Annotated in this window: 20 protein-coding genes; 9 read left to right on the plus strand and 11 right to left on the minus strand. The window is 65.1% G+C overall.

Translation table 11 applies throughout. The annotated features are described in order from the left end of the window. Positions 1-4 precede the first annotated feature (4 nt). The 5 genes from ACODSD_RS18025 to ACODSD_RS18045 all read right to left on the minus strand — a co-directional run bounded on the left by ACODSD_RS18025 (position 5) and on the right by ACODSD_RS18045 (position 5667). A complete protein-coding gene (locus tag ACODSD_RS18025) occupies positions 5-772 on the minus strand; it encodes a 3',5'-cyclic-nucleotide phosphodiesterase (RefSeq protein ID WP_107798450.1) in 768 nt (255 codons plus the stop codon). 167 nt (positions 773-939) lie between these two features. Next, positions 940-2832, minus strand: a complete 1893-nt coding sequence (locus tag ACODSD_RS18030) for a M14 family metallopeptidase (RefSeq protein WP_488877967.1) — start codon at positions 2830-2832, stop codon at positions 940-942. 231 nt (positions 2833-3063) lie between these two features. Further along, positions 3064-3753: an amino acid ABC transporter permease gene (locus ACODSD_RS18035; protein WP_107801678.1), complete on the minus strand. Its 690-nt coding sequence runs from the start codon at positions 3751-3753 to the stop codon at positions 3064-3066. Further along, positions 3750-4490 (minus strand): ABC transporter permease subunit, encoded by a 741-nt coding sequence (locus ACODSD_RS18040; RefSeq protein WP_253314845.1) that lies wholly within the window; start codon positions 4488-4490, stop codon positions 3750-3752. Before ACODSD_RS18040 ends, ACODSD_RS18035 begins: the two co-directional genes overlap by 4 nt. A gap of 373 nt (positions 4491-4863) precedes the next feature. Continuing rightward, the gene (locus ACODSD_RS18045; protein WP_107798453.1) at positions 4864-5667 is read right to left on the minus strand and encodes an ABC transporter substrate-binding protein; all 804 of its coding nucleotides are present in this window, start codon (positions 5665-5667) and stop codon (positions 4864-4866) included. A 450-nt stretch (positions 5668-6117) separates the two neighbouring features. On the opposite strand from ACODSD_RS18045, the gene ACODSD_RS18050 reads away from it, so the two are divergent. The 4 genes from ACODSD_RS18050 to ACODSD_RS18065 all read left to right on the plus strand — a co-directional run bounded on the left by ACODSD_RS18050 (position 6118) and on the right by ACODSD_RS18065 (position 8673). Next, positions 6118-6726: a CDP-alcohol phosphatidyltransferase family protein gene (locus ACODSD_RS18050; protein WP_488877968.1), complete on the plus strand. Its 609-nt coding sequence runs from the start codon at positions 6118-6120 to the stop codon at positions 6724-6726. Next, positions 6719-7666: a phosphatidate cytidylyltransferase gene (locus ACODSD_RS18055; protein ID WP_107798455.1), complete on the plus strand. Its 948-nt coding sequence runs from the start codon at positions 6719-6721 to the stop codon at positions 7664-7666. The genes ACODSD_RS18050 and ACODSD_RS18055 overlap by 8 nt, the downstream gene beginning before the upstream one ends. A 7-nt stretch (positions 7667-7673) precedes the next feature. Then, positions 7674-8327 carry a lysophospholipid acyltransferase family protein gene (locus tag ACODSD_RS18060; RefSeq protein ID WP_227104582.1) on the plus strand — a complete coding sequence of 218 codons (654 nt, stop codon included), beginning with the start codon at positions 7674-7676 and terminating at the stop codon, positions 8325-8327. Between the two features lie 157 nt (positions 8328-8484). After that, entirely contained in the window at positions 8485-8673 is a 189-nt protein-coding gene (locus ACODSD_RS18065) for a hypothetical protein (RefSeq protein WP_107798457.1), read from the plus strand. Between the two features lie 63 nt (positions 8674-8736). On the opposite strand, the gene phnE is transcribed toward ACODSD_RS18065, so the two are convergent. The 4 genes from phnE to lgt all read right to left on the minus strand — a co-directional run bounded on the left by phnE (position 8737) and on the right by lgt (position 12936). After that, positions 8737-10311, minus strand: a complete 1575-nt coding sequence (phnE, locus tag ACODSD_RS18070) for a phosphonate ABC transporter, permease protein PhnE (RefSeq protein WP_488877969.1) — start codon at positions 10309-10311, stop codon at positions 8737-8739. Beyond that, positions 10305-11099, minus strand: a complete 795-nt coding sequence (locus tag ACODSD_RS18075) for a phosphonate ABC transporter ATP-binding protein (protein ID WP_488877970.1) — start codon at positions 11097-11099, stop codon at positions 10305-10307. The genes phnE and ACODSD_RS18075 overlap by 7 nt, the downstream gene beginning before the upstream one ends. Further along, positions 11096-11938 (minus strand): putative selenate ABC transporter substrate-binding protein, encoded by an 843-nt coding sequence (locus tag ACODSD_RS18080; RefSeq protein WP_253314851.1) that lies wholly within the window; start codon positions 11936-11938, stop codon positions 11096-11098. The genes ACODSD_RS18075 and ACODSD_RS18080 overlap by 4 nt, the downstream gene beginning before the upstream one ends. A 146-nt stretch (positions 11939-12084) precedes the next feature. Further along, positions 12085-12936: a prolipoprotein diacylglyceryl transferase gene (gene lgt / locus ACODSD_RS18085; protein WP_488877971.1), complete on the minus strand. Its 852-nt coding sequence runs from the start codon at positions 12934-12936 to the stop codon at positions 12085-12087. A 197-nt stretch (positions 12937-13133) separates the two neighbouring features. Here lgt and ilvD point away from each other — a divergent pair, with 197 nt between their 5' ends. Together ilvD and ACODSD_RS18095 are read left to right on the plus strand one after the other, a co-directional pair. Continuing rightward, positions 13134-14990, plus strand: a complete 1857-nt coding sequence (ilvD, locus tag ACODSD_RS18090; RefSeq protein ID WP_227104576.1) for a dihydroxy-acid dehydratase — start codon at positions 13134-13136, stop codon at positions 14988-14990. Between the two features lie 749 nt (positions 14991-15739). After that, a complete protein-coding gene (locus tag ACODSD_RS18095; protein ID WP_107798462.1) occupies positions 15740-16819 on the plus strand; it encodes a hypothetical protein in 1080 nt (359 codons plus the stop codon). Positions 16820-16892: 73 nt separating this feature from the next. Here ACODSD_RS18095 and ACODSD_RS18100 read toward each other — a convergent pair whose 3' ends face one another. Next, on the minus strand, positions 16893-17810 hold the full coding sequence (locus tag ACODSD_RS18100; RefSeq protein ID WP_488877972.1) for a LysR family transcriptional regulator: 918 nt from the start codon (positions 17808-17810) through the stop codon (positions 16893-16895). A 193-nt stretch (positions 17811-18003) separates the two neighbouring features. Between ACODSD_RS18100 and ACODSD_RS18105 the strand changes: the two genes are divergently transcribed. Further along, on the plus strand, positions 18004-18705 hold the full coding sequence (locus ACODSD_RS18105) for a pirin family protein (RefSeq protein WP_227104570.1): 702 nt from the start codon (positions 18004-18006) through the stop codon (positions 18703-18705). 208 nt (positions 18706-18913) lie between these two features. On the opposite strand, the gene ACODSD_RS18110 is transcribed toward ACODSD_RS18105, so the two are convergent. Continuing rightward, positions 18914-19501 (minus strand): hypothetical protein, encoded by a 588-nt coding sequence (locus ACODSD_RS18110; protein WP_107798465.1) that lies wholly within the window; start codon positions 19499-19501, stop codon positions 18914-18916. 295 nt (positions 19502-19796) lie between these two features. Between ACODSD_RS18110 and glyA the strand changes: the two genes are divergently transcribed. Together glyA and nrdR are read left to right on the plus strand one after the other, a co-directional pair. After that, complete coding sequence (gene glyA / locus ACODSD_RS18115; RefSeq protein ID WP_019100638.1) at positions 19797-21044, plus strand: serine hydroxymethyltransferase; 1248 nt, start codon at positions 19797-19799, stop codon at positions 21042-21044. A gap of 127 nt (positions 21045-21171) precedes the next feature. Further along, on the plus strand, positions 21172-21630 hold the full coding sequence (gene nrdR, locus ACODSD_RS18120) for a transcriptional regulator NrdR (protein WP_019100637.1): 459 nt from the start codon (positions 21172-21174) through the stop codon (positions 21628-21630). The last annotated feature ends 56 nt before the right edge of the window (positions 21631-21686 follow it).

The raw sequence follows: 21686 nt of genomic DNA on the forward strand, positions 1-21686 counted from the left end.
GCGGCTACAGTTCGATCACCATGCCTTCGCGCAGCGGGCAGACGCGCAGGCCGTTGGGGTATTCCGAGCGCAGCTGTTCCAGCAGGTGCTCGCGGCAGCCGGGGTCGATGTGGCTGATCCACAGATGGGTGTTGGCCGGCAGCTGCGGCAGGAAGGGCAGCAGCAGCAAGGGCGTCATATGGCCTTGGCGCGCGGCCTCGCCCTGGCGTTCGTCGGTGTAGGTCAGCTCGCAGATCACGTCGGTCAGCGAGGGCACATTGGACACCCATTGCCAGAAAGCCGGGCAGGGGCCGCTGTCGCCGCTGAAGGCCAGCGCGCGCCAACTGCCTTCTATCAGCCAGCCCAGCGCCGGCACGCTGTGATTGGCCGGCAGCGCGGTGGCCAGGCCTTCGCCCAGCGGCAGCGCGTAGCCGGGTTCCACCGCCTGCAGCCGCAGCCAGGGCTGCTCGACGCTGGGCTGGCGGGTGTAGTCCGGCCACAGCTCGCCGTTGAACAGGTGGGCGCGCAGCGCGTCCAGGGTTTCCTGCTGGCTGTAAACGGTGAGGCCGGGCCCGCGGCGGCTGGCGTGGACGTCGGCCAGCAGCGGCAGGCAGCCGCAGTGATCGGCGTGGCTGTGGGTGAGCAGCACCTGACGGATGGACAGCATTTCGTCCGGGCGCAGGCTGGTGACGCCGGTGCCGCAGTCTATCAGAGTGTCCTCGTCGATCAGGAAACTGGTGGTGTGGCCGGGATGGCCGATGCAGGCGGCGGCGCCGAGAATCTTGATGTGCATGGGTTTCTCCTGGTTGCGGCCGTTGACCGGCCTGGCCGGTCCGCCGCTGCAAACATGGAAACGATCTGCTGCCCGCCCCGCCTTGAGTGGGCGCCCGCGCCGTGAGGTCCGGCCGGCTTTAATCTATTCATTGTAGACAAGCCGGCGGACGCTTGCGCGGGACGGGATCAGCGCACGATGCCTACCGGGTAGAGGAAGCGGTTGCTGTCGGCGAACGGGGTCTGCTCATAGAACCAGTTGAGCCGGGCGTTGCGGTCCTTGGCGAACTTGGGGTCCTTGAGCCTGGCCTGGAAGGCCTGGCGCAGGGCCGGGCTTTCCGCCAGCATCCGCCGCGCCATCGGCTCCATCACATAGGCTTCCGGCGCTTCCGCCGAGGTGAGGTTGGCGTTGAAGAAGCCCCAGTGCAGGAAGGAATCCGGGCTGGAGGGCTCCAGCAGCAGCATCGCCAGCGTGCCCAGCGGCTGTTGCGGGTCCACCACCACGGAACCGGCCGGATAGGTGACTTTGCGCTGCAGCGGGCTGGGCTTGCCGTCTATCAGCAAGCGGCCTTCATAGCCGGGGATCTTGTCGGCGGATTCGCGATCGGGCTCGAACGGGGTGCCCAGCTTGATGTCGTCCAGCCGGTAGACGGTGACGTCCAGGGTTTCCGGCCGGCTCAGTTCGCGAAGCTGGATGCCGTGGGCGCGCAGGCGGGCGATCACCTCATGCCATTGCGCCGGCACCACATAGGCCTTGGGCCGCGCGGCGATCAGGTCCGGCACGGTCAGCGGGGTGATGGGCAGGCGGTAGTCGCGCGGCTGATTGCTCCAGCGCATGATTTTGTCGCCGGTGACGGGGGAGGGCACTTTGTCGAATTTGACGCCCTTGAAGTCCACCAGCTTGGGCTTGCCCTCGGCCTCCTTCCAGGTCAGCGTCACCGGGTCCGGCCGCGCGGCGCGGTCCTTGGCGATGGCGGCGCGCAGGCCGTCGTAATGGCGGGACACGCTGTCGAAGATGGCGCGGTAGAGCACGTAGTTGCCCAGCACTTGCTGCTTGTAGGGCTTGAGCGCGTGCAGTTCCACCAGGATGGCGGGGATGCCGCGCGCGTCCGCGTATTGGTTGGAGAAGCGCGCCAGGTCGCTGTAATACGGGTAATAGCCCTTGTCGGGGTTCTCGTTGTCGTTCATCGAAATGCAGACATTGGGCTCGTGGCCGTAGCGGCGCAGCTCGCGGTAGACTTCGGGCGTCATCACCTGATCCATCCAGCGGCTGGACGCGGGCGACCAGCCCTGGCCGTTATTGCAATAAGTGACGTCGTATTGGTAGTTGACGCCGTCGGTGCTGTGGGTGTCGATGAAGAAGTCCGGCTGGTAGTCGTTGAGCGCGCGCGCCACATTGCGGATTTCCGGGCTGTCCAGCTTGGTGAAGTCGCGGTTCAGATTGAGGTTACGGCCGTTGACGCGCCAGCCGGTCTGTTCCGGCCCGTTCTGGTTGATGCGGCCGTATTTGCCGTAGCGCATGTCGCCGTCCACGTTGACGGTGGGAACGAAGAGCAGGTTGACCTTGGACAGCAGCGCGTCGTCGCGGATCAGCAGGTCGCGGATCAGCATCAGTCCGGCGTCCTTGCCGTTGGCTTCGCCGGGGTGGATGCCGGCTTGCACATAGATCAGCGGCTTGCCGCTGGCGCGCAGGCCCTGCGGCGATTTATCGGCGGCGGCGGACACCACCGCCATCATCATGTCGCGGCCCTGGTCGGTTTTCTCCGCCATCGGGCTGAGCTTGAGCAGCGCCGGCTTGGCCGCGGCCAGCCGGTTCAGATAGGCGATGGTTTCCGGATAGGCCGGCGTGTGCTTGAAGCCGCTGGCTTCCAGCGGGGTGGCCCAGGCGTCGTCCGCCTTGGCGGCGAAGCGCTGGCTGTCGCCCTGCCAGGGGATGTCCGGCGGCAACACCCGCTGGCGCGCGGCGGACAGGTATTGGCTGTCGTCGATGTAGTCCGGCGCGGCCGGCATGGCGTGAGCGGGCGGGCTGAGGTGCAGGGCGGCGAAGGCGGAAACGATGGCGAAGCGTAGCGGCAAGTGCATGATGATGATCCTGATTGTCCGAGACCGAAACAGGCTACGCCCGGCGGCCCGGCGGACGCACGGGCTGTTGCGAGGCGGCTTGACGCGGATCAAGCGCTTGCTCGCCGCGTTTCCCGCCGGAGCGCATCCAGTTCAAATCCAAAAGCCGGAGCCCCGCGCTACAGGACTCCGGCTCCTACGCTGTTCTGCTCGATGAGATAGGCTCCAGCGCCGGGGCGGTTTTCCCCGGGCTCAGGCCCGGGCCGGCAGGCTCCAGCGCTTGTCGCTCCAGCGGCCCAGCAACTGCAGGCCGCCGCAGACCAGGAAATAAGCCAGCGCGATGAAGGCGAAAATCTCCAGCGGGTAGACCTGCTCGCGGTTGTTGACCTGGGTGGCGACGAAGGTGAATTCGGCTACGCCCACCACATAGGCCAGCGAGCTGTCCTTGATCAGGGTGATCCACTGATTGACGAAGGAGGGCAGCATCATGCGCAGCGCCTGCGGCAGCACGATCAGCCGCAGCGTCTGCCAGCGGTCCAGCCCCAGAGACAGTCCGGCCGCCCATTGGCCGGGGCCGATGGCGGCGATGCCGGCCTGCACCGACTGGCTCAGATAGGCGGCGTTGATCAGCGCCAGCGCCAGCACCACGGTGAGCACGCCGGGGATGTCCACGCCGAACAGGATGGGCAGTAGGAAATAGCACCAGAAGATAAGCATCAGCACCGGGATGGCGCGCAGCAGCGCCACCAGCGCGCCCAGCGCGCGGCGCGGGCCGGGCCCGCCCATCACCAGGGCGATGCCGCCGGCCAGGCCCAGCAGGCTGGCCAGCACGCCGGCGGCGGCGCTGATGGCCAGGGTCAGCAGCAGGCCGCCGGGCTCGCCGTTGGCCAGATTGCCCCACAGCAGATAATCGAGATTGTCCTGAATCACCGGCGGCATCATCGCGGCGCCCTCCATGCCGGCTCGCCGCGCTGGCTCAGCGCCTGGGTCAGCAACACCAGCAGCAGATAGGCGGCGGTGGCGACGGCGAAGGCCTGGAAGGCGAGCAGGGTTTCGGTTTCCACCTGACGCGAGGTGTAGGACAGCTCGGCCACGCCTATGGCCATCGCCAAGGAGGTGTTCTTCACCACCGCGGTGTATTGGCCGACCAAGGGCCGGCGCGCCAGCGCCCAGGCCTGCGGCAGCACCACCCAGCGGAATTCCTGCCAGCCGTTCATGCCCAGCGCGCGCGCGGCCTGGCGCTGGCCGGCGGCGACGCCGCGCAGCCCGGCCTGCAGTTCGCCGCAGATGAAGCTGGCGCTGTACAGGGTCAGGCCCACCAGCGCGGCCAGGAATTCGAAGGACGGCCACGGCAAGGCCAGACCGCCCGGCAAGGGCAGGCTGCGCGGGGTGTTCAGCCACAGCATGGCGGCTTCAGGCAGCAGGCCGGCCACGCCGAAATACCACAGCAGCAATTGCACCATCAGCGGAGTGTTGCGGTGCAAGCTGACCCAGAGGCCGACGCCGCGGCCGAGCGCGCGCCAGCGCGACTCCAGCGCCGCGGTCAGCAGCATGCCGAGCGCGGTGGCGGCGGCGCAGACCAGCAGGGCCAGCCAGCCGGTGAGCAGCGCGCCCTTGAGCAGCCAGCCCAGGTAGTGGGGCTCCAGCCAGTGGTGGCCGAGCCAGGAGGGGGGATTCATTGCTTGCTGTCCTGTATTGCGATTGCGCTCCGCCTTTCAGCGCCGGCGGCGTCTGAAATGGCGAAACCGCCGGGCGCGCCCGGCGGCTGGGGATACGGATGGGAAAACGCGGGTCTTGGAACGTGTTTACGATCTCGCGAGCTAAGGCGAGAGCAGGTGAAAACGGTTGAAGAAGCGGAATGCCCAGGTGGTACATGAGCATTCTGAAAGCATTTTCAACGCCGTATCGCCGACGCGCAGCAGATCGTAAATAGGTTCTTAGAGCCGCTAACAAAACCTCGCAGAGAACCTGAGCCAAGGCGCGCCGACGCAGGCAGTACAAGTGGTACGACAAGGAGGCGCAACGCAGGATCAGGGGTTTTGTTAGCGGGTCTTAGCTGGCTTCGCCGATCTTGAAGTCCCTAGGCAGCGGCGCCTTGGTGGCCGGGCCGAACCACTGATTGTAGATCTTGGCGGCCTGGCCGGATTTTTCCAGTTCCAGCAGGCTGTCGTTCACCGCTTTCAGCAGACGCGCCTCGCCCTTGGGCAGGCCGATGGCCTGGTATTCGCGGGTCAGGGTGAACGGCGCCAGTTCGAACTTGGCCTTGTCCGGCGCATTGGCCAGCAAGGCGGCCAGCTTGGAGCCGTCCTGGCTGATGGCCTGGACGTTGCCGTTGCGCAGCGCGGTGAAGGCCAGCGGGGTGTCGTCGTAAGCCACCACGGTGGTTTTCGGGTATTTGTCGCGCAGATTCACTTCCTGGGTGGTGCCCTTGTCCACGCCCACGCGCAGGCCGGCCAGTTGTTCCGGCTTTTGCAGCGACCCCTTGCGGGCGATGAACTGCTGGCCGGAGGCGAAGTAGGGCAGGCTGAACGCCACTTGCTTCTTGCGCTCGTCGGTGACGGTGAAGTTGGCGGCCACCAGATCGGCCTTGCCGGACACCAAGAGCGGCACGCGGTTGGCCGGATTGGTGGGGATCAGGCTGAGTTTTACGCCCAGTTTCTTGGCGATGTGTTGGGCCACGTCCACGTCCAGGCCGGAAATCTGACGGGTCTTGGCGTCGAGGAAGCCGAAGGGCGGGTTGCTGTCGAAGGCGGCGACGCGCAGCACGCCGGCTTTCTTGATGTCGTCCAGACGGTCGGCCCAGGCGGCGGTGGCGGTGGCGCTCAAGGCGATGGCCAATGCGATGGCGTGTTTCATGATGATGCCCCTAGTCTGAAGACGCGCCGCGGGTTTCGATCGCGCCTGTTGGCGGCGCGGTTTCAGAAGATGCCGGCGCATCGTGATTCTGAGAAATTTCCTGCCATGGATAAACCCATGACATGCGATGAGCTGATGCTAAGGCATCTTGCAAATTCTTGGAAATTATTAAAAATTAGTCTTATATATTAATTTGTTTTGATTGTGTAATTTTCCTCATTGGAACAATGCCTTGTCCGCATTGAGGCCGCGGCGGCGGCGGGCCGGTATTTTTGTTCGAGGTAGGATTGCCAAACAATTTCCTTTGCCGCGCTTTTCTGCAATCGGCATAATCGCGTTTTCCGTGCGTTCCCCATTGGCGGACGCGTCGACGGATTTGCAACTTTTCTTGACGACTGTGATGACTGGCGCGAAAGCGCGTCGGGACGAAGCAGACGAGCCGAAGCCGAAATGCCCAGCATCTATCAACTCAAATCCCGTTTTCAGGACCTGCTGCGCCCCTTGCTGCGCGGCCTGGTTTCCCTTGGCGTCACCGCCAACCACGTCACGCTCGGCGCCATGCTGGCCTCCATCGCCTACGGCGGCTGGCTGGCCTGCCGGCCGGATCAGGCCTTGCCCTGGCTGCTGCTGCCCGTCTTCCTGTTCCTGCGCATGGCCTTGAACGCCATCGACGGCATGCTGGCGCGCGAGCACGGCCAGAAGTCGCGGCTGGGCGGCATTCTCAACGAGGTGGGCGACGTGGTGTCCGACGCGGCGCTCTATCTGCCCTTCGCCCTGCTGCTGGCCCAGCCTGCCTGGGCGGTGCTGGCGGTGTCGTTGGCGCTGCTGACCGAGTTCGTCGGCGTGCTGGGCCCTAGCCTTGGCGCGAGCCGGCGCTACGACGGGCCGATGGGCAAGAGCGACCGCGCCTTTGTTTACGGCGCCTACGCGCTGCTGCTGGGCCTGTGGCCGCAGGCGGCGGCCTGGGGCGGCTGGGTGTTTGGATTGAGCGCCGCCTTGATGGCGCTGACCTGCGTCAACCGGGCGCGGGCCATTTTGAAAGAGGGCGAAGATGTTTAAACCGCTGTTGCCGCAAGCATTGATCTGGGCGCTGGGCGCCGTATTCGCGCTGCTGGTGATCGCCAGCGTCGCCATCCGCGTGCTGGAGAGCCGCTCGCCGCAGAAGAACTGGCTGGAATTGAAGCTGCGCATCCGCACTTGGTGGTGGATAGTTGCCTGCTTCTCGCTGACCTTGCTGGGCAATGTGCCGCTGGCGCTGGTGGTGTTCGCGCTGATCAGCTTCCTGGCGTTGAAGGAATACCTGACGCTGTGCGCCACCCGCACCGCCGATCATGTGGTGCTGTTCTGGGCCTATCTGAGCATCCCGCTGCAGTATTACTGGCTGGGCGTTCACTGGTACGGCATGTTCATCATTTTCATCCCGGTCTACATCTTCCTGTTCCTGCCGATGCGTATGGTGCTGATCGGCGAGACCCAGGGCTTTCTCAAGGCCGCCGCCTCGCTGCAATGGGGCTTGATGATTTGCGTGTTCTGCCTGAGCCATATGGCCGCGGTGCTGACCCTGCCCCAGCTGACCCATATCGGCGAACCGGCCCAGGGCGCGATGCTGCTGTTCTACCTGGTGGCGCTGACCCAGCTCAACGACGTGGCGCAATACCTGTGGGGCAAGGCCTTCGGCCGGCGCAAGGTGGCGCCCAAGGTGTCGCCCAACAAGACGCTGGAGGGTTTCCTCGGCGGCGCGCTGACCACCTGCCTGCTGGGCTGGTTGCTGGGGCCGCTGCTGACGCCGTTCTCGCCGCTGCACGCGGCGCTGGCCGGCCTGCTGATCGGGGTGATGGGCTTTATCGGCGACATCGTGATTTCCGCGGTGAAGCGCGACATCGGGGTCAAGGACTCCGGCCGCCTGCTGCCCGGCCACGGCGGGGTGCTGGACCGGCTGGATTCGCTGACCTATACCGCGCCGCTGTTCTTCCACTATGTCCATTACTTGTACTTCTGAGCCGATGATGAGCCGATTGCTGCGCATTCTGTTCGTACTGCTGCTGGCCCGGCCGGTGGTGCGTCTGTGGCTGGGGGTGACGGTGCGCCACCAGGAACGGCTGCCCTTGCGCGGCCCGGCCATCGTGGTGGCCAACCACAACAGCCACCTGGACATCCTGGCGCTGTACAGCCTGTTTCCGCTGGGCCGCATCCCCGAGGTGCAGCCGGCGGCAGCGGCGGATTACTTCCTGAAAAACCGCCTGTTCGCCTGGTTCGCCACCCAGGTGGTGGGCATCATCCCGGTGGTGCGCGGAGGCGTGGCCAAGGGGCTGGACCCGCTGGAAGGCTGCCGCGAGGCGCTGCGCCAGGGCCGTATCCTGATCCTGTTTCCGGAAGGCTCGCGCGGCGAGCCCGAGGTGTTGTCCGAGATCAAGTCCGGCATCTGGTATCTGAGCCGGGATTTCCCCGAGGTGCCGGTGGTGCCGGTCTATCTGCACGGCCTGGGCCGGGCGATGGGGCGCGGTCAATGGCTGCCGGTGCCCTTCTTCGTCGACATCGCCGTTGGTCGGCCGTTACAGTGGCTGGAAGAGAAAGCCGCTTTCCGCGACCGTATCCGCGAAGCCTTGTTGTACTTGAAGCAAAAAACGCTGCCCGCCGCGCCGGCGGAGCAGGAGGGCTGAGACGCCGCCGTCCGCCCCTTGGCGGGCTTGGGGGAGACGGCCTATTGCGGCAGCCGGCCATGGCTGGCAATCTGAACGGGCGACGTTCGTGGACGTCGCCTGGCGAGGCAGGCTGGAACAATAAGAAGATTCGATGTGTGGGAAGAGGAGAAACGTGATGAGCAAGAAAGGATGGTATCTCGGCTCCTTGTGCATGGCCGCGGCCGCTTGCGCGGTGGCTTTGCTGGGCATGGCGTTGGCGGACGCCGGTTCGGCGGCGTGGCCGTTCGTCTTGGCCAAGGGGCTGGCTTTCGCCGCGCTGGCGATGTTTCTCTGCGGCCTGGCCGCGTGCAGGGAAGCTCGATAGACGTGGGATGACGGCGCTAGACGACGGGGCGGCAGGCTTAGGCTTGCCGCCCCGTTCCTCGTTTCAGCCCATGCGCTGGCGCAGCGCGCGGCTCAGCTGTTCCACGCCCCAGGACAGCGCCACCATCGCCAGGATGATGGCCGCGGCGGCTTGTTGTTGGAACAGCGACAGCGCCAGATACAGCTGTTGGCCCAGACCGCCGGCGCCGACGATGCCGAGCACGGTGGCGATGCGGATATTGTTTTCCCAGCGGTACAAGGTGTAAGCCAGCCATTGGCTGGCCACCATGGGCAGCGGCCCATAGCAGAAGGCGGCGATGCGGCCCGCGCCGGCGTTGAGCAGCGTCTGTTCCGCTTGCGGCGGCGCGTTTTCCAGCGTTTCCGCGAACAGACGGCCCAACACGCCGGCGGTGTGCAGCGCCAGCGCCAGTACCCCGGCGGCCGGCCCCAGGCCCAGCGCCAATACCGCCAGCGCCGCCCACAGCAGATCCGGAATGCCGCGCAGCATATTCAGCAACAGCCGCGTCGTGTGCTTGGCGGCTGCGCCCAGCCGGCCGGCGGCGGGCAGCGCCAGCGGCATGGCCAGCAAGGCGGCCAGCACCGTGCCCAGCGCCGACATCGCCAAGGTTTCCACCACGCCTTGTCCCAATGGCCGCAAGTTTGGGGCGGAGAGGTCCGGCGGCAGGAATTCCATGGCGAAGCGCGGCAGGCCGCGCCAATCAAAGCCGTTGGCGCGCCAATCCGGCCACAGCCAGCACAGGCTGAACGCGGTCAGCGCGCCGCCGGCCAGCAATAGGCGGCGTCCGCCGCCGTCGCGCTCCAGCGCGCGCCGCGACCAGCGGCTGACGCCTTCGCTCAAGCCCACCAGCAGCAGGAAGACCAGGAGCAGGGCGCCGACCTCGCCGCCGTTGAGCATTTTCAGGCTGCTGTCCAGCAATTGGCCGATGCCGCCGGCGCCGACGAAGCCCATCACCGCCGATGCGCGGATCGCGCATTCCCAGCGGTAAACGCTGTAGCTGATCAATTCCGGCAGGGCCTGAGGCCACAGCGCCCAGCACAGCCGTTGCCAGCGGCTGGCCCCGGCCGCCGCCAGCGCTTGGGCCGGCGCGCGCGGCTGGGATTCCAGAATTTCCGCGTAAACCTTGCCCAGCATGCCGCCGTAGGCCAGGCCCAAGGCCAACACCGCCGGCAGACTGCCCAGGCCGGCGGCGCGGACGAAGAGCAGCGCCCAGACGATGTCCGGCACGCCGCGCAGCCACACCATCAGCCCGCGCAGCAGGCTTTGCGCGGCAAGGACGGTGCGACGCGGCCGGACCGCGGTGAGCTGGTGATCGTCCAGCGCGCGGCTGGTGGCGAAGGCCAGCGGCGCGCCCAGCAGCATGGCCAGGCACAGGCCAGCGCTGGCCACCGCCAGCGTGGTGGCGGTTTCCTTGGCCACTTCTTTCAGAAAGTCGCCGTCGTGGGCCGGCGGCAGAAAGCCGGCGGCGAAACGCGCCAGGCTGAGCCAGGTGTCGCCGTTGAACAGCGTGCTCAGCGTGAACTGGGTCAGCGGCAGCGTCGGCAGCAGCAAGGCCAGGGTCAGCAGCAGCCAGCCCAGCCGCGCGCGGGCGGCCGGGTCGCGCGGCGCGGGTCTCAGCATTGCAAGCCTCTGAGCGCGGCGGGCGCGGCCGGCTCCACCGCGGTCTCGGGCATCTCGCCGGCGTAGAGCTCGGCCAGCAGGGGGGCGTCGACTTGTTCGCGCGGCAGATCGAAGGCGACGGCGCCGTCGCGCAGGCCGATGATGCGCGGGAAGTGCGCCAGCGCCAGCTGTACCGAGTGCAGGCTGGCCAGCAGGGTGGCGCGGCGGGCGCGGGCGTCCTCGCACAGCAGGCGTATGCTGTCGTCGGCCAGCCTGGGGTCCAGCGCCGACACCGGCTCGTCGGCCAGCATCAGGTCTGGCCGCTGGTACAGCGCGCGGGCGATGCCGACGCGCTGACGCTGTCCGCCGGACAGCTGATCGCAGCGCTGCCATAGTTTGTCGGCCAGACCCAGCCGTTCCAGCTCGGCGGCGACGCCGGCGGCGTCGTCCGGCCACAGCAGGCGGCGCAAGGCCGCCAGTTCGCCGCCCTGGCCCAGCCGGCCGGCGGCCACCGCGTGGATCACGCGCTGGCGCGGCGGCAGCGGCGGCGTCTGGTAGACGCTGCCTATGCGCGCGCGCAGCGCGCGCAAGGCGCGGCGCGGCAAGCGCCAGGGATCGGCGTCCAGCAGCCGGACCGCGCCGCAGTCCGGGCGCAGGCCGGTGTTGGCCAGCAAGAGCAGGGTGCTTTTGCCGGCGCCGGACGGGCCGATCAGGGCCGCCTGTTCGCCGGCGGCAAGTTGCAGATTGATGCCGCGCAGGATGACGGCGCCGTCCAGGCTCAGGCCGACACCGCGCAGCTCCAGGCTCATTTCAGCAGCCCGGCGGCCGCGGCGGCGGCTTCTATGCCCTTATAGTTGTCCGGCTTGGTGGGGATGAAGCGGCTGGCGCGTTGCAGATCCAGCACGGCTTTCTGATCCGGGTTCTTGGCGTCCAGCTTGAGGAAGGCCTGGCGGATCTTGTCCTGCAAGCCCTTGTCCATGCTGCCGCGCACCGTCCAGTTGTAGTCGTAGTAGGCCGGGGTGGTGGCGATCACGCGCACCTTGGCGGTATCCACCTTCTTGCTTTCCACCAGCTTCTGCCACACCGAGCTGTTCAACACGCCGGCCTCCACCTTGCCGGCGGCCACCCAGGCCACGGTGGCGTCGTGAGCGCCGGAATAGGCGACGTTCTTGAAGAAGCTTTCCGGCTTGAGGCCGTCCTTCTGCATGAAATAGCGCGGCATCAGGTGGCCGGAGGTGGAGGAGGCGGAACCGAAGGCGAAGCTGTCGCCCTTCAGCTCCTTCAGGCTCTTGGCCGGGCCGCTGGTGATGAAGGTGGAGGTGAACTTGCTGTCCTCCTCGCGCTGCACCAGCGGCACCACCTTGCCGCGCTGGCTGGCCTGCACATAGGTGAAGCCGCCCAGCCAGGCCATGTCCAGCTTGTCCGAGGTCAGCGCGGTGACCACGCCGGCGTAGTCCGACACCGGCACGAACTGCACCGGGATGCCCAGCTCTTTTTCCAGGTATTGGCCCAGCGGCGCGAACTTGCGCTGCAGCTCGGTGGGGGATTCGTCCGGGATGGCGGAGACCTTGAGCACGGTCGGGGCGGCGTTGGCCAGGGCGGCGGCGGCCAACAGCGCGCCGGCCAGCGTCAGTTTGATGGCGGTCATGGCAGTGTTTTCCTCTATTGCGGACGAAAAGCCGCAAGGGCTGGCGCCGGCGGGCCGGCGATTCAAAAAGGCCAGTCATTAAGACTGGCCTTGAAGCGGCGGACTAAAAACCGCCGCGTATAGCAAGCATTCTAGCCTAGCCCGGCTCAGGCCGCCTTGCGCTTGCCGAACAGGTAGAACAGCGCCAGGCCGATCACGATCATCGGCAGGCTCAGCCACTGGCCCATGCTGATCACGTCGGACTGGCCGAAGATGCCGGCGTCCGGGGTGCGGAAGTATTCACTGCCGAAGCGCGCCAGGCCGTAGCCCATCAGGAACAGCGCCGACACCTGGCCGCGCGCGCGGGTCTTGGAGCTGAAGCACCACAGCAGCGCGAACAGCGCCAGGCCTTCCAGCGCGAACTCGTACAGCTGCGACGGGTGGCGCGGCAGGCCGCCGTATTTCAGCAGGGTCACCATCAGGTCGGACGATTGCTGCGCCTGGATCAGATCGTCCATCTTGGCCTGCGGAAACAGCATCGCCCACGGCAGTTGGGGATCGGCCACCCGCCCCCACAGCTCGCCGTTGATGAAGTTGCCGATGCGGCCGGCGGCCAGGCCCAGCGGCACCAGCGGCGCGATGAAGTCGGTGACTTCCCAGAAGCTGCGGCCGTGCTTGCGCGCAAACAGCGCCACGCCGATCAGCACACCGATGAAACCGCCGTGGAAGGACATGCCGCCTTTCCACACCATCAGAATCTCCAGCGGATGACTAAAATAATAGCCGGGCTGGTAGAACAGCACCTCGCCCAGGCGGCCGCCCAGCACCACGCCGACGGCGCCGTACATCAGCAGATCGTCCAGCAGCTTGGAGGTGAGGAAAGCGTGGCCGCGCTTGATGCGGTAGTTGCCCAGGATCAGGAAGCTGGCGAAGCCCAGCAAGTACATCAGGCCGTACCAATGAATGGCCAACGGGCCCAGCTGGATGGCCACGGGGTCGAACTGCGGATGAATGATCATTTGTCAGCCGTGTGCGTTTGCGGTAAAAGAATGTGGACGGATTATATGGGAAAGCGTTCCCACGCGTCGCGCGGCCCACCCGCCGCCCGACGCATTTTTGCCTTGAGCTCCCCGGCACCCGGAGCCAGGCGGCCCGGCCTTAAAGCAGGCCAGGCCCGGAGCGCCTTTCCCCTCATGTAGAAATTAAGGAATCAGCAATGCCCCAATACCGCTCCCGCACTTCCACCGCCGGCCGCAATATGGCGGGTGCCCGCGCCCTGTGGCGCGCCACCGGCATGAAGGACGACGACTTCGGCAAACCCATCATCGCCATCGCCAACAGCTTTACCCAGTTCGTGCCCGGGCACGTGCACCTGCACAATATGGGTCAACTGGTGGCGCGGGAAATCGAACGCGCCGGCGGCGTGGCCAAGGAATTCAACACCATCGCCATCGACGATGGCATCGCCATGGGCCACGGCGGCATGCTCTATAGCCTGCCCAGCCGGGACCTGATCGCGGACAGCGTGGAATACATGGTCAACGCCCACTGCGCGGACGCGCTGGTGTGCATCTCCAACTGCGACAAAATCACCCCCGGCATGTTGATGGCCGCGATGCGTCTGAACATCCCGGTGGTGTTCGTCTCCGGCGGCCCGATGGAAGCGGGCAAGGTGCAGTGGGGCAACGACATCCGCAAGCTGGACCTGGTGGACGCGATGGTGGAAGCCGCCAACAGCGCGGTGTCCAACGAGGACGTCGAGCGCGTGGAGCGCTCCGCCTGTCCCACCTGCGGCTCCTGCTCCGGCATGTTCACCGCCAACTCCATGAACTGCCTGACCGAGGCCTTGGGCCTGTCCCTGCCCGGCAACGGCAGCCTGGTGGCCACGCACGCGGACCGCAAGGAATTGTTCCTGCGCGCCGGCCGTCTGATCGTGGATATCACCAAGCGCCATTACGAACAGGACGACGCCAGCTTGCTGCCGCGCGCCATCGCCTCCAAGGCCGCGTTCGAGAACGCGATGAGCCTGGACGTGGCCATGGGCGGCTCCACCAATACCGTGCTGCACCTGCTGGCGGCGGCGCAGGAAGCCGGCGTGGATTTCAAGATGGCGGACATTGACCGCATCTCGCGCTCGGTGCCGTGTCTGGCCAAGGTGGCGCCGGCCACCCAGAAATACCATATGGAAGACGTGCACCGCGCCGGCGGCGTGGTGGCTATCCTGGCCGAGTTGGACCGCGCCGGCCTGATCCGCCGCGAAGTACCCACCGTGCACAGCGCCACGCTGGGCGAAGCGTTGGAAGCCTGGGACATCTGCCGCCACGGCGAAGACAGCGAAGCGCGGCGCTTCTACCGCGCGGCGCCGGGCGGCGTGCCCACCACCATCGCCTTCTCGCAGTCCATGCGTTACCCGACGGTGGACGACGACCGCGCCGAGGGCTGCATCCGCGACCGCGAGCACGCTTACTCCCAGGACGGCGGCCTGGCCGTGCTGTCCGGCAATATCGCCGAGCGCGGCTGCATCGTCAAAACCGCCGGCGTCGACGACTCCATCCTCAAATTCAACGGCCGCGCCCGCATCTTCGAAAGCCAGGACGCGGCGGTGGAGGCCATCCTGGCCGACCGCATCGTGGCCGGCGACGTGGTGGTGATCCGCTACGAAGGCCCCAAGGGCGGCCCGGGCATGCAGGAAATGCTCTATCCCACCAGCTATCTGAAATCCAAGGGCCTGGGCAAGGAGTGCGCCTTGCTGACCGACGGCCGCTTCTCCGGCGGCACTTCCGGTCTGTCCATCGGTCATGTGTCGCCGGAAGCGGCCGAGGGCGGCGCCATCGGCCTGGTGGAAGAGGGCGACCGCATCGAGATCGACATCCCCGGCCGCTCCATCCGTCTGGCGATCAGCGATGAAACGCTGGCGGCGCGGCGCGCGGCGATGGAAGCCAAGGGCCGCGACGCCTGGAAACCGCTGGGCCGCGACCGCGTGGTCAGCCCGGCCTTGCGCGCCTACGCGGCGATGACCACCAGCGCCGACACCGGCGCGGTGCGCGACGTGACGCAAGTCGAACGCCGTTGATATTTGTCATATTTCCTTAACCGGTTTCCGGATAGGATTCGGGCCGTGCGGTTTTTTGCCGCGCGGCCCATTGTTTTTTTGGGCGCAGCAACCATCTGCTCCTCATTCGTCCGCCGCCGCTTTCCACTGGCGCGGCCCCGTCTCTCCCCAGCCTCCCGGTTTTCGGCGGCGTCTTAGTCTTGTTCATTTGTTTTCGAATCCAACAGTTCCTTCCCGCTTGTTTTCCTAAATTTTCACAAACGAAATCCGTTCTAATGCCATTAATCATATACTTGGTCTGTTTAAATCTAAATGGCATTGTTTGGGACTAAGATTCGGCTGGGGCGGGGCAGGGGCGAGATGGGGGTGAAGAAGAAAACGGAGACGCTGATCGGTGCCTGTAGGCAAGTTCCCTGGCTACACGGATTTTAATAATTCTATTGATTTAACAGAAGCTTAGCGTTTGCTTAGCATGGGGCGTCGCCGGAAAAAGGCAAAAAAAATGCGCGGTACCGTTAGGTCCGCGCCAAGTCTACAAAGGAGAAATAGAGGAGAAACTATCAAGAAGCAATTGCTGCATCTCAACGAGAACGAATTATCCAGATTGCGGTATCGAGTGTCAACATGTTGTTTTTCGCAAATGTGTGAAATTATAATTTTCTGTCGCGCATCTGGTACATCGCGGCTGATGCCGCCGCTGTCGCTGCGCACCATGGCTGTCGCAGCTGTGCCAAAATAGCGGTTTTCCGATTGCCGCAGGATTCCCCTTCATGGACGCCGTACGCCACACTCTTCCCGATCCGCGCCAGTACCACCCGCAAGTGGCGCTGACCAATATGCTGATTCACAACGCCCAGTCGGCGTTGAACGCCAAGACCGAGTCCGATCGGGAAATGTGGTTCTCCGCGGTGCGCGACGCGATGGCCGAGATGCTGGCGCGCGGCGAACTGCTGTCTATCTCGGTGGCGCTGGCCATGGTGCCGTCTCAGCAATGCTATCAACTGGTGTGGGACGCGCTGCGCGACGCGGTGGAAAACACCGGCGGCGGCCGCGCCATCGTCTTCGCCATGCCGCTGGTGCTGGTGGCCGGCAGCAAGAACCAGACCACGCTGCCGGGCGAGATCGCCGACGCGGCCGGCCTGAATCAATTGCTGCGCGAGCACGGCGTGTTCGCCGCCGACGCCGACGTCGCCCTGGGCGGCGCGTTATTGCATCCGGACAGCGTGGTGGGGCTGGACTCCGCCCAGCTCTATAAGCTGAACCGCGATCCGGCCCATGCGCGCGCGCTGCTGCCGCAACAGCCGGCGCCGGTCACGGTGAAGGAAGAGGGCGTGTTCCTGCGCTACCTGCTGGGCGTCGCGATCCAGCCGGAAGGCGCGGAGCCGCCGCTGCGCCTGGGCGGCGCGGTGGGCGCTTGGGGCATGCCGCTGATGAAGTTCCTGGGCGAGCAATTGAAGGCCGACGGCGTGACGCTGTTCCCTATCGCCCGCCCGCCGATGCCGGCGATGCAGGCCATGGTGGCCGGCAACTACGCTCGCTTTGAGGTGGCGATGCAGGTGTTCGCCAGCAGCCAGATCCGCAGACTGCGCGAACTGAACAAGGAGCCGGTGGCCATCCTGTCCGCCCACGACAACGGCGAACTGCACATCACCCTGTCCGCCGAAGGCGACGAGCGCAACTGGGAAGCCTTCGTCTGGCCGCTGGCGGCGCTGGACACTGTACCGCTGATCGAGGAAAGCTTCCGTGAACTGATGGCGGAATGCCATGTGCGCGAAGTGCATGTGCTGGCGGAGCTGCATCCGGACAGCAAGGACGGCGTGCCGCTGTTCTTCACCGCCGACGATTTGTAAGCCTCGTCCCGCCTTGTCCGGTGAGCACGCCCCGCCTCGAGCGGGGCTTTGTCATTGCGCTTATCGTTAGCCGCTAACGGCAATCCGCCCACGGCGCGACGGCCAGCCGCGCCGCCAGGTAGTCGATCAAGGCCTGCACCCGCGCCGGCCGGCTGCGGCCCGGCGGCGTCAGGATGTAGAGCGCGATCGGGTCCACCTGCCAATCCATCATCACGGTTTCCAGCTCGCCGGCCTGCAAGTCCCGCCAGGCCAGAAACTCCGGCTGCAAGGCCAGGCCCAGGCCGGCGCGCAGCGCCGGCGTCAGCGCCTCGGCGTTGTTGACCCGCAGCGTCGAAGGCATTTCCAGCGCGAATTCGCCTTGCTCCGCGTGGCGGAAGCGCCAGAACTCGCCGCCGGGCGCGTTGCTGTACAACAGCGCGCGATGCGCGGACAGCTCGCGGGGATGGTTGGGCCGGCCGTGGCGCGCGAAATACGCCGGCGAGCCCACCAACAGAATGCGCACTGAGCACAGGCGGCGGGCCAGCAGGCTGGAATCGGCCAGCGAGGCGATGCGCAGCGCCAGGTCCAGGCGCTTGGCCACCAGGTCCACTTGCTCGTCGCTGAAATGGAAATCCAGCTCCACTTCCGGATGCCGCGCCATGAATTCCGGCAGCAGCGGCGCCAAATGAGACAGCCCGAAGGACATCGGCGCAGTCACCCGCACCGGCCCGCGCAAGCTGGAGGATTGCTCGGCGATGTCGGCCTCCACCGCCTCGCCTTCCGCCAGGATGCGGCTGGCCCGCTCCAGCGCGGCGTGGCCGGCCTCGGTCAAGGACAGCCGCCGCGAGCTGCGGTGCAACAGCATGGTTTTCATCCGGGCTTCCAGGCGGGAAATCGCCTTGGACACCGTGGCCTGGGACAGCGTCAGCTCCGCGGCGGCGCGCGCGAAGGAGCCGCATTCCGCCACCTTGGCGAAAATCGCCCAGGCTTCCAGATCGGGCAGTCGTTTCATGGCTAGAGCAGGGGCTGAGTGGATGGATTCCAATTTTAGCGTTTAAAAAGCGCTATATCGCATTGATTGCATCAAAAATGGAAAGAATGTTATTCGATCCCTCGGCTTATCAGCCCCTGGCCCGCTGCGTATAGTGGCTGCATCGGACGCGTCGCCGCGCAGGCGGCGCCTCGCCACAATATCGGAGGACCATATGATCGAGCATCGTCCCTTCGCCGCCTTGGGCGGCGCCCATCATGGCTGGCTGGACGCCAAGCACCATTTCTCCTTTGCCGAATACCACGACCCGGCGCGCATGCACTGGGGCGCGCTGCGAGTGTGGAACGACGACGTCATCGCGCCGGGCACCGGCTTCCCGCCGCATCCGCACGCGGACATGGAAATCGTCACCTATGTCCGCGAAGGCGCGATCAGCCACCGCGACAATCTGGGCAACCAGGGTCGCACCGAGGCCGGCGACGTGCAAGTGATGAGTGCCGGCCGCGGCATCGTGCATTCCGAATACAATCTGGAAGCCGTCGACACCCGCATCTTCCAGATCTGGATCATGCCGGAGCGGCGCGGCGGGGACCCGTCCTGGGGCAGCAAGCCCTTTCCCAAGGCGGACCGCTCCGGCGCCTTCGTCGCGCTGGCCAGCGGCATGGACGGCGACGATCAGGCCTTGCCCATCCGCGCCGATGCCCGCGTGTTGGGCGCCACCCTCAAAGCCGGCGAAAGCGCGGACTATCCGCTGGGCGCGGAGCGCCGCGGCTACCTGGTGTTGGCCCGCGGCCGGGCGGAAGTCAACGGCGTGGCGCTGCAAGCCCGCGACGGTGCGGCGATTAAGGATGAAGCGCTGTTGCGCATCGTCGCCAGCGAAGACGCCGAGCTGATTCTGGTGGATAGCCGAGAGTGAGGGAATGAAAGACAAAGCGCCGGGTGTCCGGCGCTTTTTTCAAACCACGCGCAGTTTGCGCGTTGGCGGTTTCTTCGATGATGGTGGGTTGGATTCCACCTTGACTACAGTTCCTTTGGAACAAGCCTCACCGAGATCATGGCTTAGCTTAGCCAAGCTGTGGGCGGTGCTCTGGGACACATAGACCCGCTTCTTGGCATTGGGTGATTTAACGCTGTTTTTCATAGCCGATATACCCCGTATCCTCAAGCCCCGCGTTGTGGATGGCGCTAAAACCCAGTTCTTGTATGAGCAGGTGATTACAGTGACAAACTCTATCATAGAACCTGCCAAGCCCCGGAGCCGGCTTGTAAAAGTACTGCCTTGTTTCAGATACAAGCCGACTATGGTAGACAACAATTTCAAGTAAATGTTGCCCAAAACTGAAAATTTGGCGGGGGTTGTCCAGGCGCCATGAGGCCGGCTCGTAGATATGGTCGCGGCTGATAGCGTCGGCTCGCATGAACTTTACCAACCGGCTTGTGCGCATATCGGGTTCAAAGTCATGCGCCCAAGTCCGGATAAAGTCACGTACCTCCTGCTCATCGTCTCCAGGCACTTCTCCCGCCAGGCTGGCAAAATACATTAGGTAGCGGTAGGCGCTAAAAACAAATGGCACGACTTCGAAGAAGCCATCGGCATGATGGGCTAAGGGGACACGGTAGATATTCCCCACCCACGCGGAGCGCTGATCCGGCGTGGGCGCACCTGCGAACCACTCCGTGGGCATGGCTTGGTTTTGCTCCAGCCAAAACATTCATCTTTCTCCACTGAGACGAACCATTGGAAGAGGGCGCTTGCCACAAGAGTGAGATGCAAGCAAGGTCGTAGCCCTTGCAAAGCGATCCATGGGCGCTTGGCATTGTTGCTTTATCCAATGCTGGGCTGCAAATCGCTGTGGCTTTGTCCCTTTACCGGTGGGGTGTGGGGGCGATGGAAGTGGCGCGCAGGGGCTTGTCGTTGCCTCTCGCAATTGCTTCACGTTAAGGATTTCGCTCCGGCATTTCGTGTAGAATGCCCGCATCGTTAACCCTTTGATGGATGAGTCAAAGATGTTCGCTGCTGACCAGACGATTGCCAAATTCGACCCCGAACTCGCCGCCGCCATTGCGGCCGAGTGTCAACGCCAGGAAGATCACATCGAGTTGATCGCCTCGGAAAACTACACCAGCCCCGCGGTGATGGAAGCCCAGGGCTCCCAACTGACCAATAAGTACGCCGAAGGCTACCCGGGCAAGCGCTTCTACGGCGGTTGCGAACACGTGGACGTGGTGGAACAGCTCGCCATCGACCGCGTCAAGCAGCTGTTCGGCGCGGAATACGCCAACGTGCAGCCGCACTCCGGCAGCCAGGCCAACCAGGCGGTGTACTTCTCCATCCTGAAGCCGGGCGACACCGTGATGGGCATGAACCTGGGCCACGGCGGTCACCTGACCCACGGCTCCCCGGCCAACCTGTCCGGCAAGATGTTCAACATCGTCGCCTACGGTCTGAACGACAAGGAAGAAATCGACTACGACGACATGGAACGCGTAGCGATGGAAACCAAGCCCAAGCTGATCATCGGCGGCGCTTCCGCTTACGCGCTGCGTTTCGATTTCGAGCGCATGGGTCAGATCGCCAAGAAATGCGGCGCTTACTTCATGGTGGACATGGCGCATTACGCCGGTCTGATCGCCGCCGGCGTTTACCCGAACCCGGTGCCGTTCGCCGACTTCGTGACCTCGACCACCCACAAGACCCTGCGCGGTCCGCGCGGCGGCATCATCCTGGCCAAGGCCGAGTTCGAGAAGAGCATCAACAGCAATGTGTTCCCGACCCTGCAAGGCGGCCCGCTGGAGCACGTGATCGCCGCCAAGGCCGTGGCCTTCAAGGAAGCGCTGCTGCCCGAGTTCAAGGTGTATCAGGAACAAGTGCTGAAGAACGCCTCCATCATGGCCAAGACCCTGGGCGAGCGCGGCGTGCGCATCGTATCCGGCCGCACCGAGAGCCATGTGTTCCTGGTGGACCTGCGCGCCAAGGGCCTGACCGGCAAGGCGGCCGACGCGCTGCTGGGCCGCGCCCACATCACCGTGAACAAGAACGCGATTCCGAACGACCCGGAAACCCCGTTCGTGACCTCCGGCATCCGCATCGGCTCCCCGGCCATCACCACCCGCGGCTTCAAGGAAGCCGAAGCCATCCAGGTGGCCAATCTGGTGGCGGACGTGCTGGACAACCCGAACGACGACGCGCTGATCGCCCGCGTGGCCGAGCAAGCCACCGCGCTGTGCCATCGTTTCCCGGTGTACTCCAAATAAGCCAAGCTGGTCTCGGCCGCTGAAAGACGCCCCCAGGGGCGTCTTTTTCATGGGCGGGCGATAGCGGCATTAACTTGACTGCGCATTGCTGATAACATCCCTACATTGGAACCCTTAGGATTAAGTCATGAAATGCGCGTTCTGCGGCAATGCCGATACTCAGGTAATCGACTCCCGCGTCAGTGAGGACGGCAGCAGCATCCGGCGGCGGCGGCGCTGCCCGGTGTGCGAGAAGCGTTTCACGACCTTTGAAACCGCCGACGTGCGCATGCCGCAGGTGGTGAAAACCGCCGGCCACCGTTCGGAATTCGACATCGAGAAAGTGCGCACCAGCTTCCTGCGCGCGCTGCACAAGCGCCCGGTGCCCACCGCCTTGGTGGACGAAGCGATAGACCGCATCTGTCACAAGCTGCTGCAATTGGGCGAGCGCGAAGTCTCCAGCCGCGAGATCGGCGAAATGGTGATGAACGAACTGGCGCGCCTGGACAAAGTGGCTTATGTGCGTTTCGCCTCGGTGTACCGCAGCTTTCAGGATGTGTCCGAGTTTTCCGACGCCATCAAGGAAATCCAGAAGTCTTCGCATTGACCGACCGGCGGGCGGCTGGAGTAGACTGCTCTATTCTTCCGTCATCGCGGGTGCCC

It is taken from the genome of Chromobacterium sp. FG22 (genome assembly GCF_057809415.1).

Bases quoted from the DNA above. Each gene is read 5' to 3' on its own strand.
- ACODSD_RS18025 (WP_107798450.1), bottom strand. From the start codon at position 772: ATGCACATCAAGATTCTCGGCGCCGCCGCCTGCATCGGCCATCCCGGC.
- ACODSD_RS18030 (WP_488877967.1), bottom strand. From the start codon at position 2,832: ATGCACTTGCCGCTACGCTTCGCCATCGTTTCCGCCTTCGCCGCCCTG.
- ACODSD_RS18035 (WP_107801678.1), bottom strand. From the start codon at position 3,753: ATGATGCCGCCGGTGATTCAGGACAATCTCGATTATCTGCTGTGGGGC.
- ACODSD_RS18040 (WP_253314845.1), bottom strand. From the start codon at position 4,490: ATGAATCCCCCCTCCTGGCTCGGCCACCACTGGCTGGAGCCCCACTAC.
- ACODSD_RS18045 (WP_107798453.1), bottom strand. From the start codon at position 5,667: ATGAAACACGCCATCGCATTGGCCATCGCCTTGAGCGCCACCGCCACC.
- ACODSD_RS18050 (WP_488877968.1), top strand. From the start codon at position 6,118: ATGCCCAGCATCTATCAACTCAAATCCCGTTTTCAGGACCTGCTGCGC.
- ACODSD_RS18055 (WP_107798455.1), top strand. From the start codon at position 6,719: ATGTTTAAACCGCTGTTGCCGCAAGCATTGATCTGGGCGCTGGGCGCC.
- ACODSD_RS18060 (WP_227104582.1), top strand. From the start codon at position 7,674: ATGAGCCGATTGCTGCGCATTCTGTTCGTACTGCTGCTGGCCCGGCCG.
- ACODSD_RS18065 (WP_107798457.1), top strand. From the start codon at position 8,485: ATGAGCAAGAAAGGATGGTATCTCGGCTCCTTGTGCATGGCCGCGGCC.
- phnE (WP_488877969.1), bottom strand. From the start codon at position 10,311: ATGCTGAGACCCGCGCCGCGCGACCCGGCCGCCCGCGCGCGGCTGGGC.
- ACODSD_RS18075 (WP_488877970.1), bottom strand. From the start codon at position 11,099: ATGAGCCTGGAGCTGCGCGGTGTCGGCCTGAGCCTGGACGGCGCCGTC.
- ACODSD_RS18080 (WP_253314851.1), bottom strand. From the start codon at position 11,938: ATGACCGCCATCAAACTGACGCTGGCCGGCGCGCTGTTGGCCGCCGCC.
- lgt (WP_488877971.1), bottom strand. From the start codon at position 12,936: ATGATCATTCATCCGCAGTTCGACCCCGTGGCCATCCAGCTGGGCCCG.
- ilvD (WP_227104576.1), top strand. From the start codon at position 13,134: ATGCCCCAATACCGCTCCCGCACTTCCACCGCCGGCCGCAATATGGCG.
- ACODSD_RS18095 (WP_107798462.1), top strand. From the start codon at position 15,740: ATGGACGCCGTACGCCACACTCTTCCCGATCCGCGCCAGTACCACCCG.
- ACODSD_RS18100 (WP_488877972.1), bottom strand. From the start codon at position 17,810: ATGAAACGACTGCCCGATCTGGAAGCCTGGGCGATTTTCGCCAAGGTG.
- ACODSD_RS18105 (WP_227104570.1), top strand. From the start codon at position 18,004: ATGATCGAGCATCGTCCCTTCGCCGCCTTGGGCGGCGCCCATCATGGC.
- ACODSD_RS18110 (WP_107798465.1), bottom strand. From the start codon at position 19,501: ATGTTTTGGCTGGAGCAAAACCAAGCCATGCCCACGGAGTGGTTCGCA.
- glyA (WP_019100638.1), top strand. From the start codon at position 19,797: ATGTTCGCTGCTGACCAGACGATTGCCAAATTCGACCCCGAACTCGCC.
- nrdR (WP_019100637.1), top strand. From the start codon at position 21,172: ATGAAATGCGCGTTCTGCGGCAATGCCGATACTCAGGTAATCGACTCC.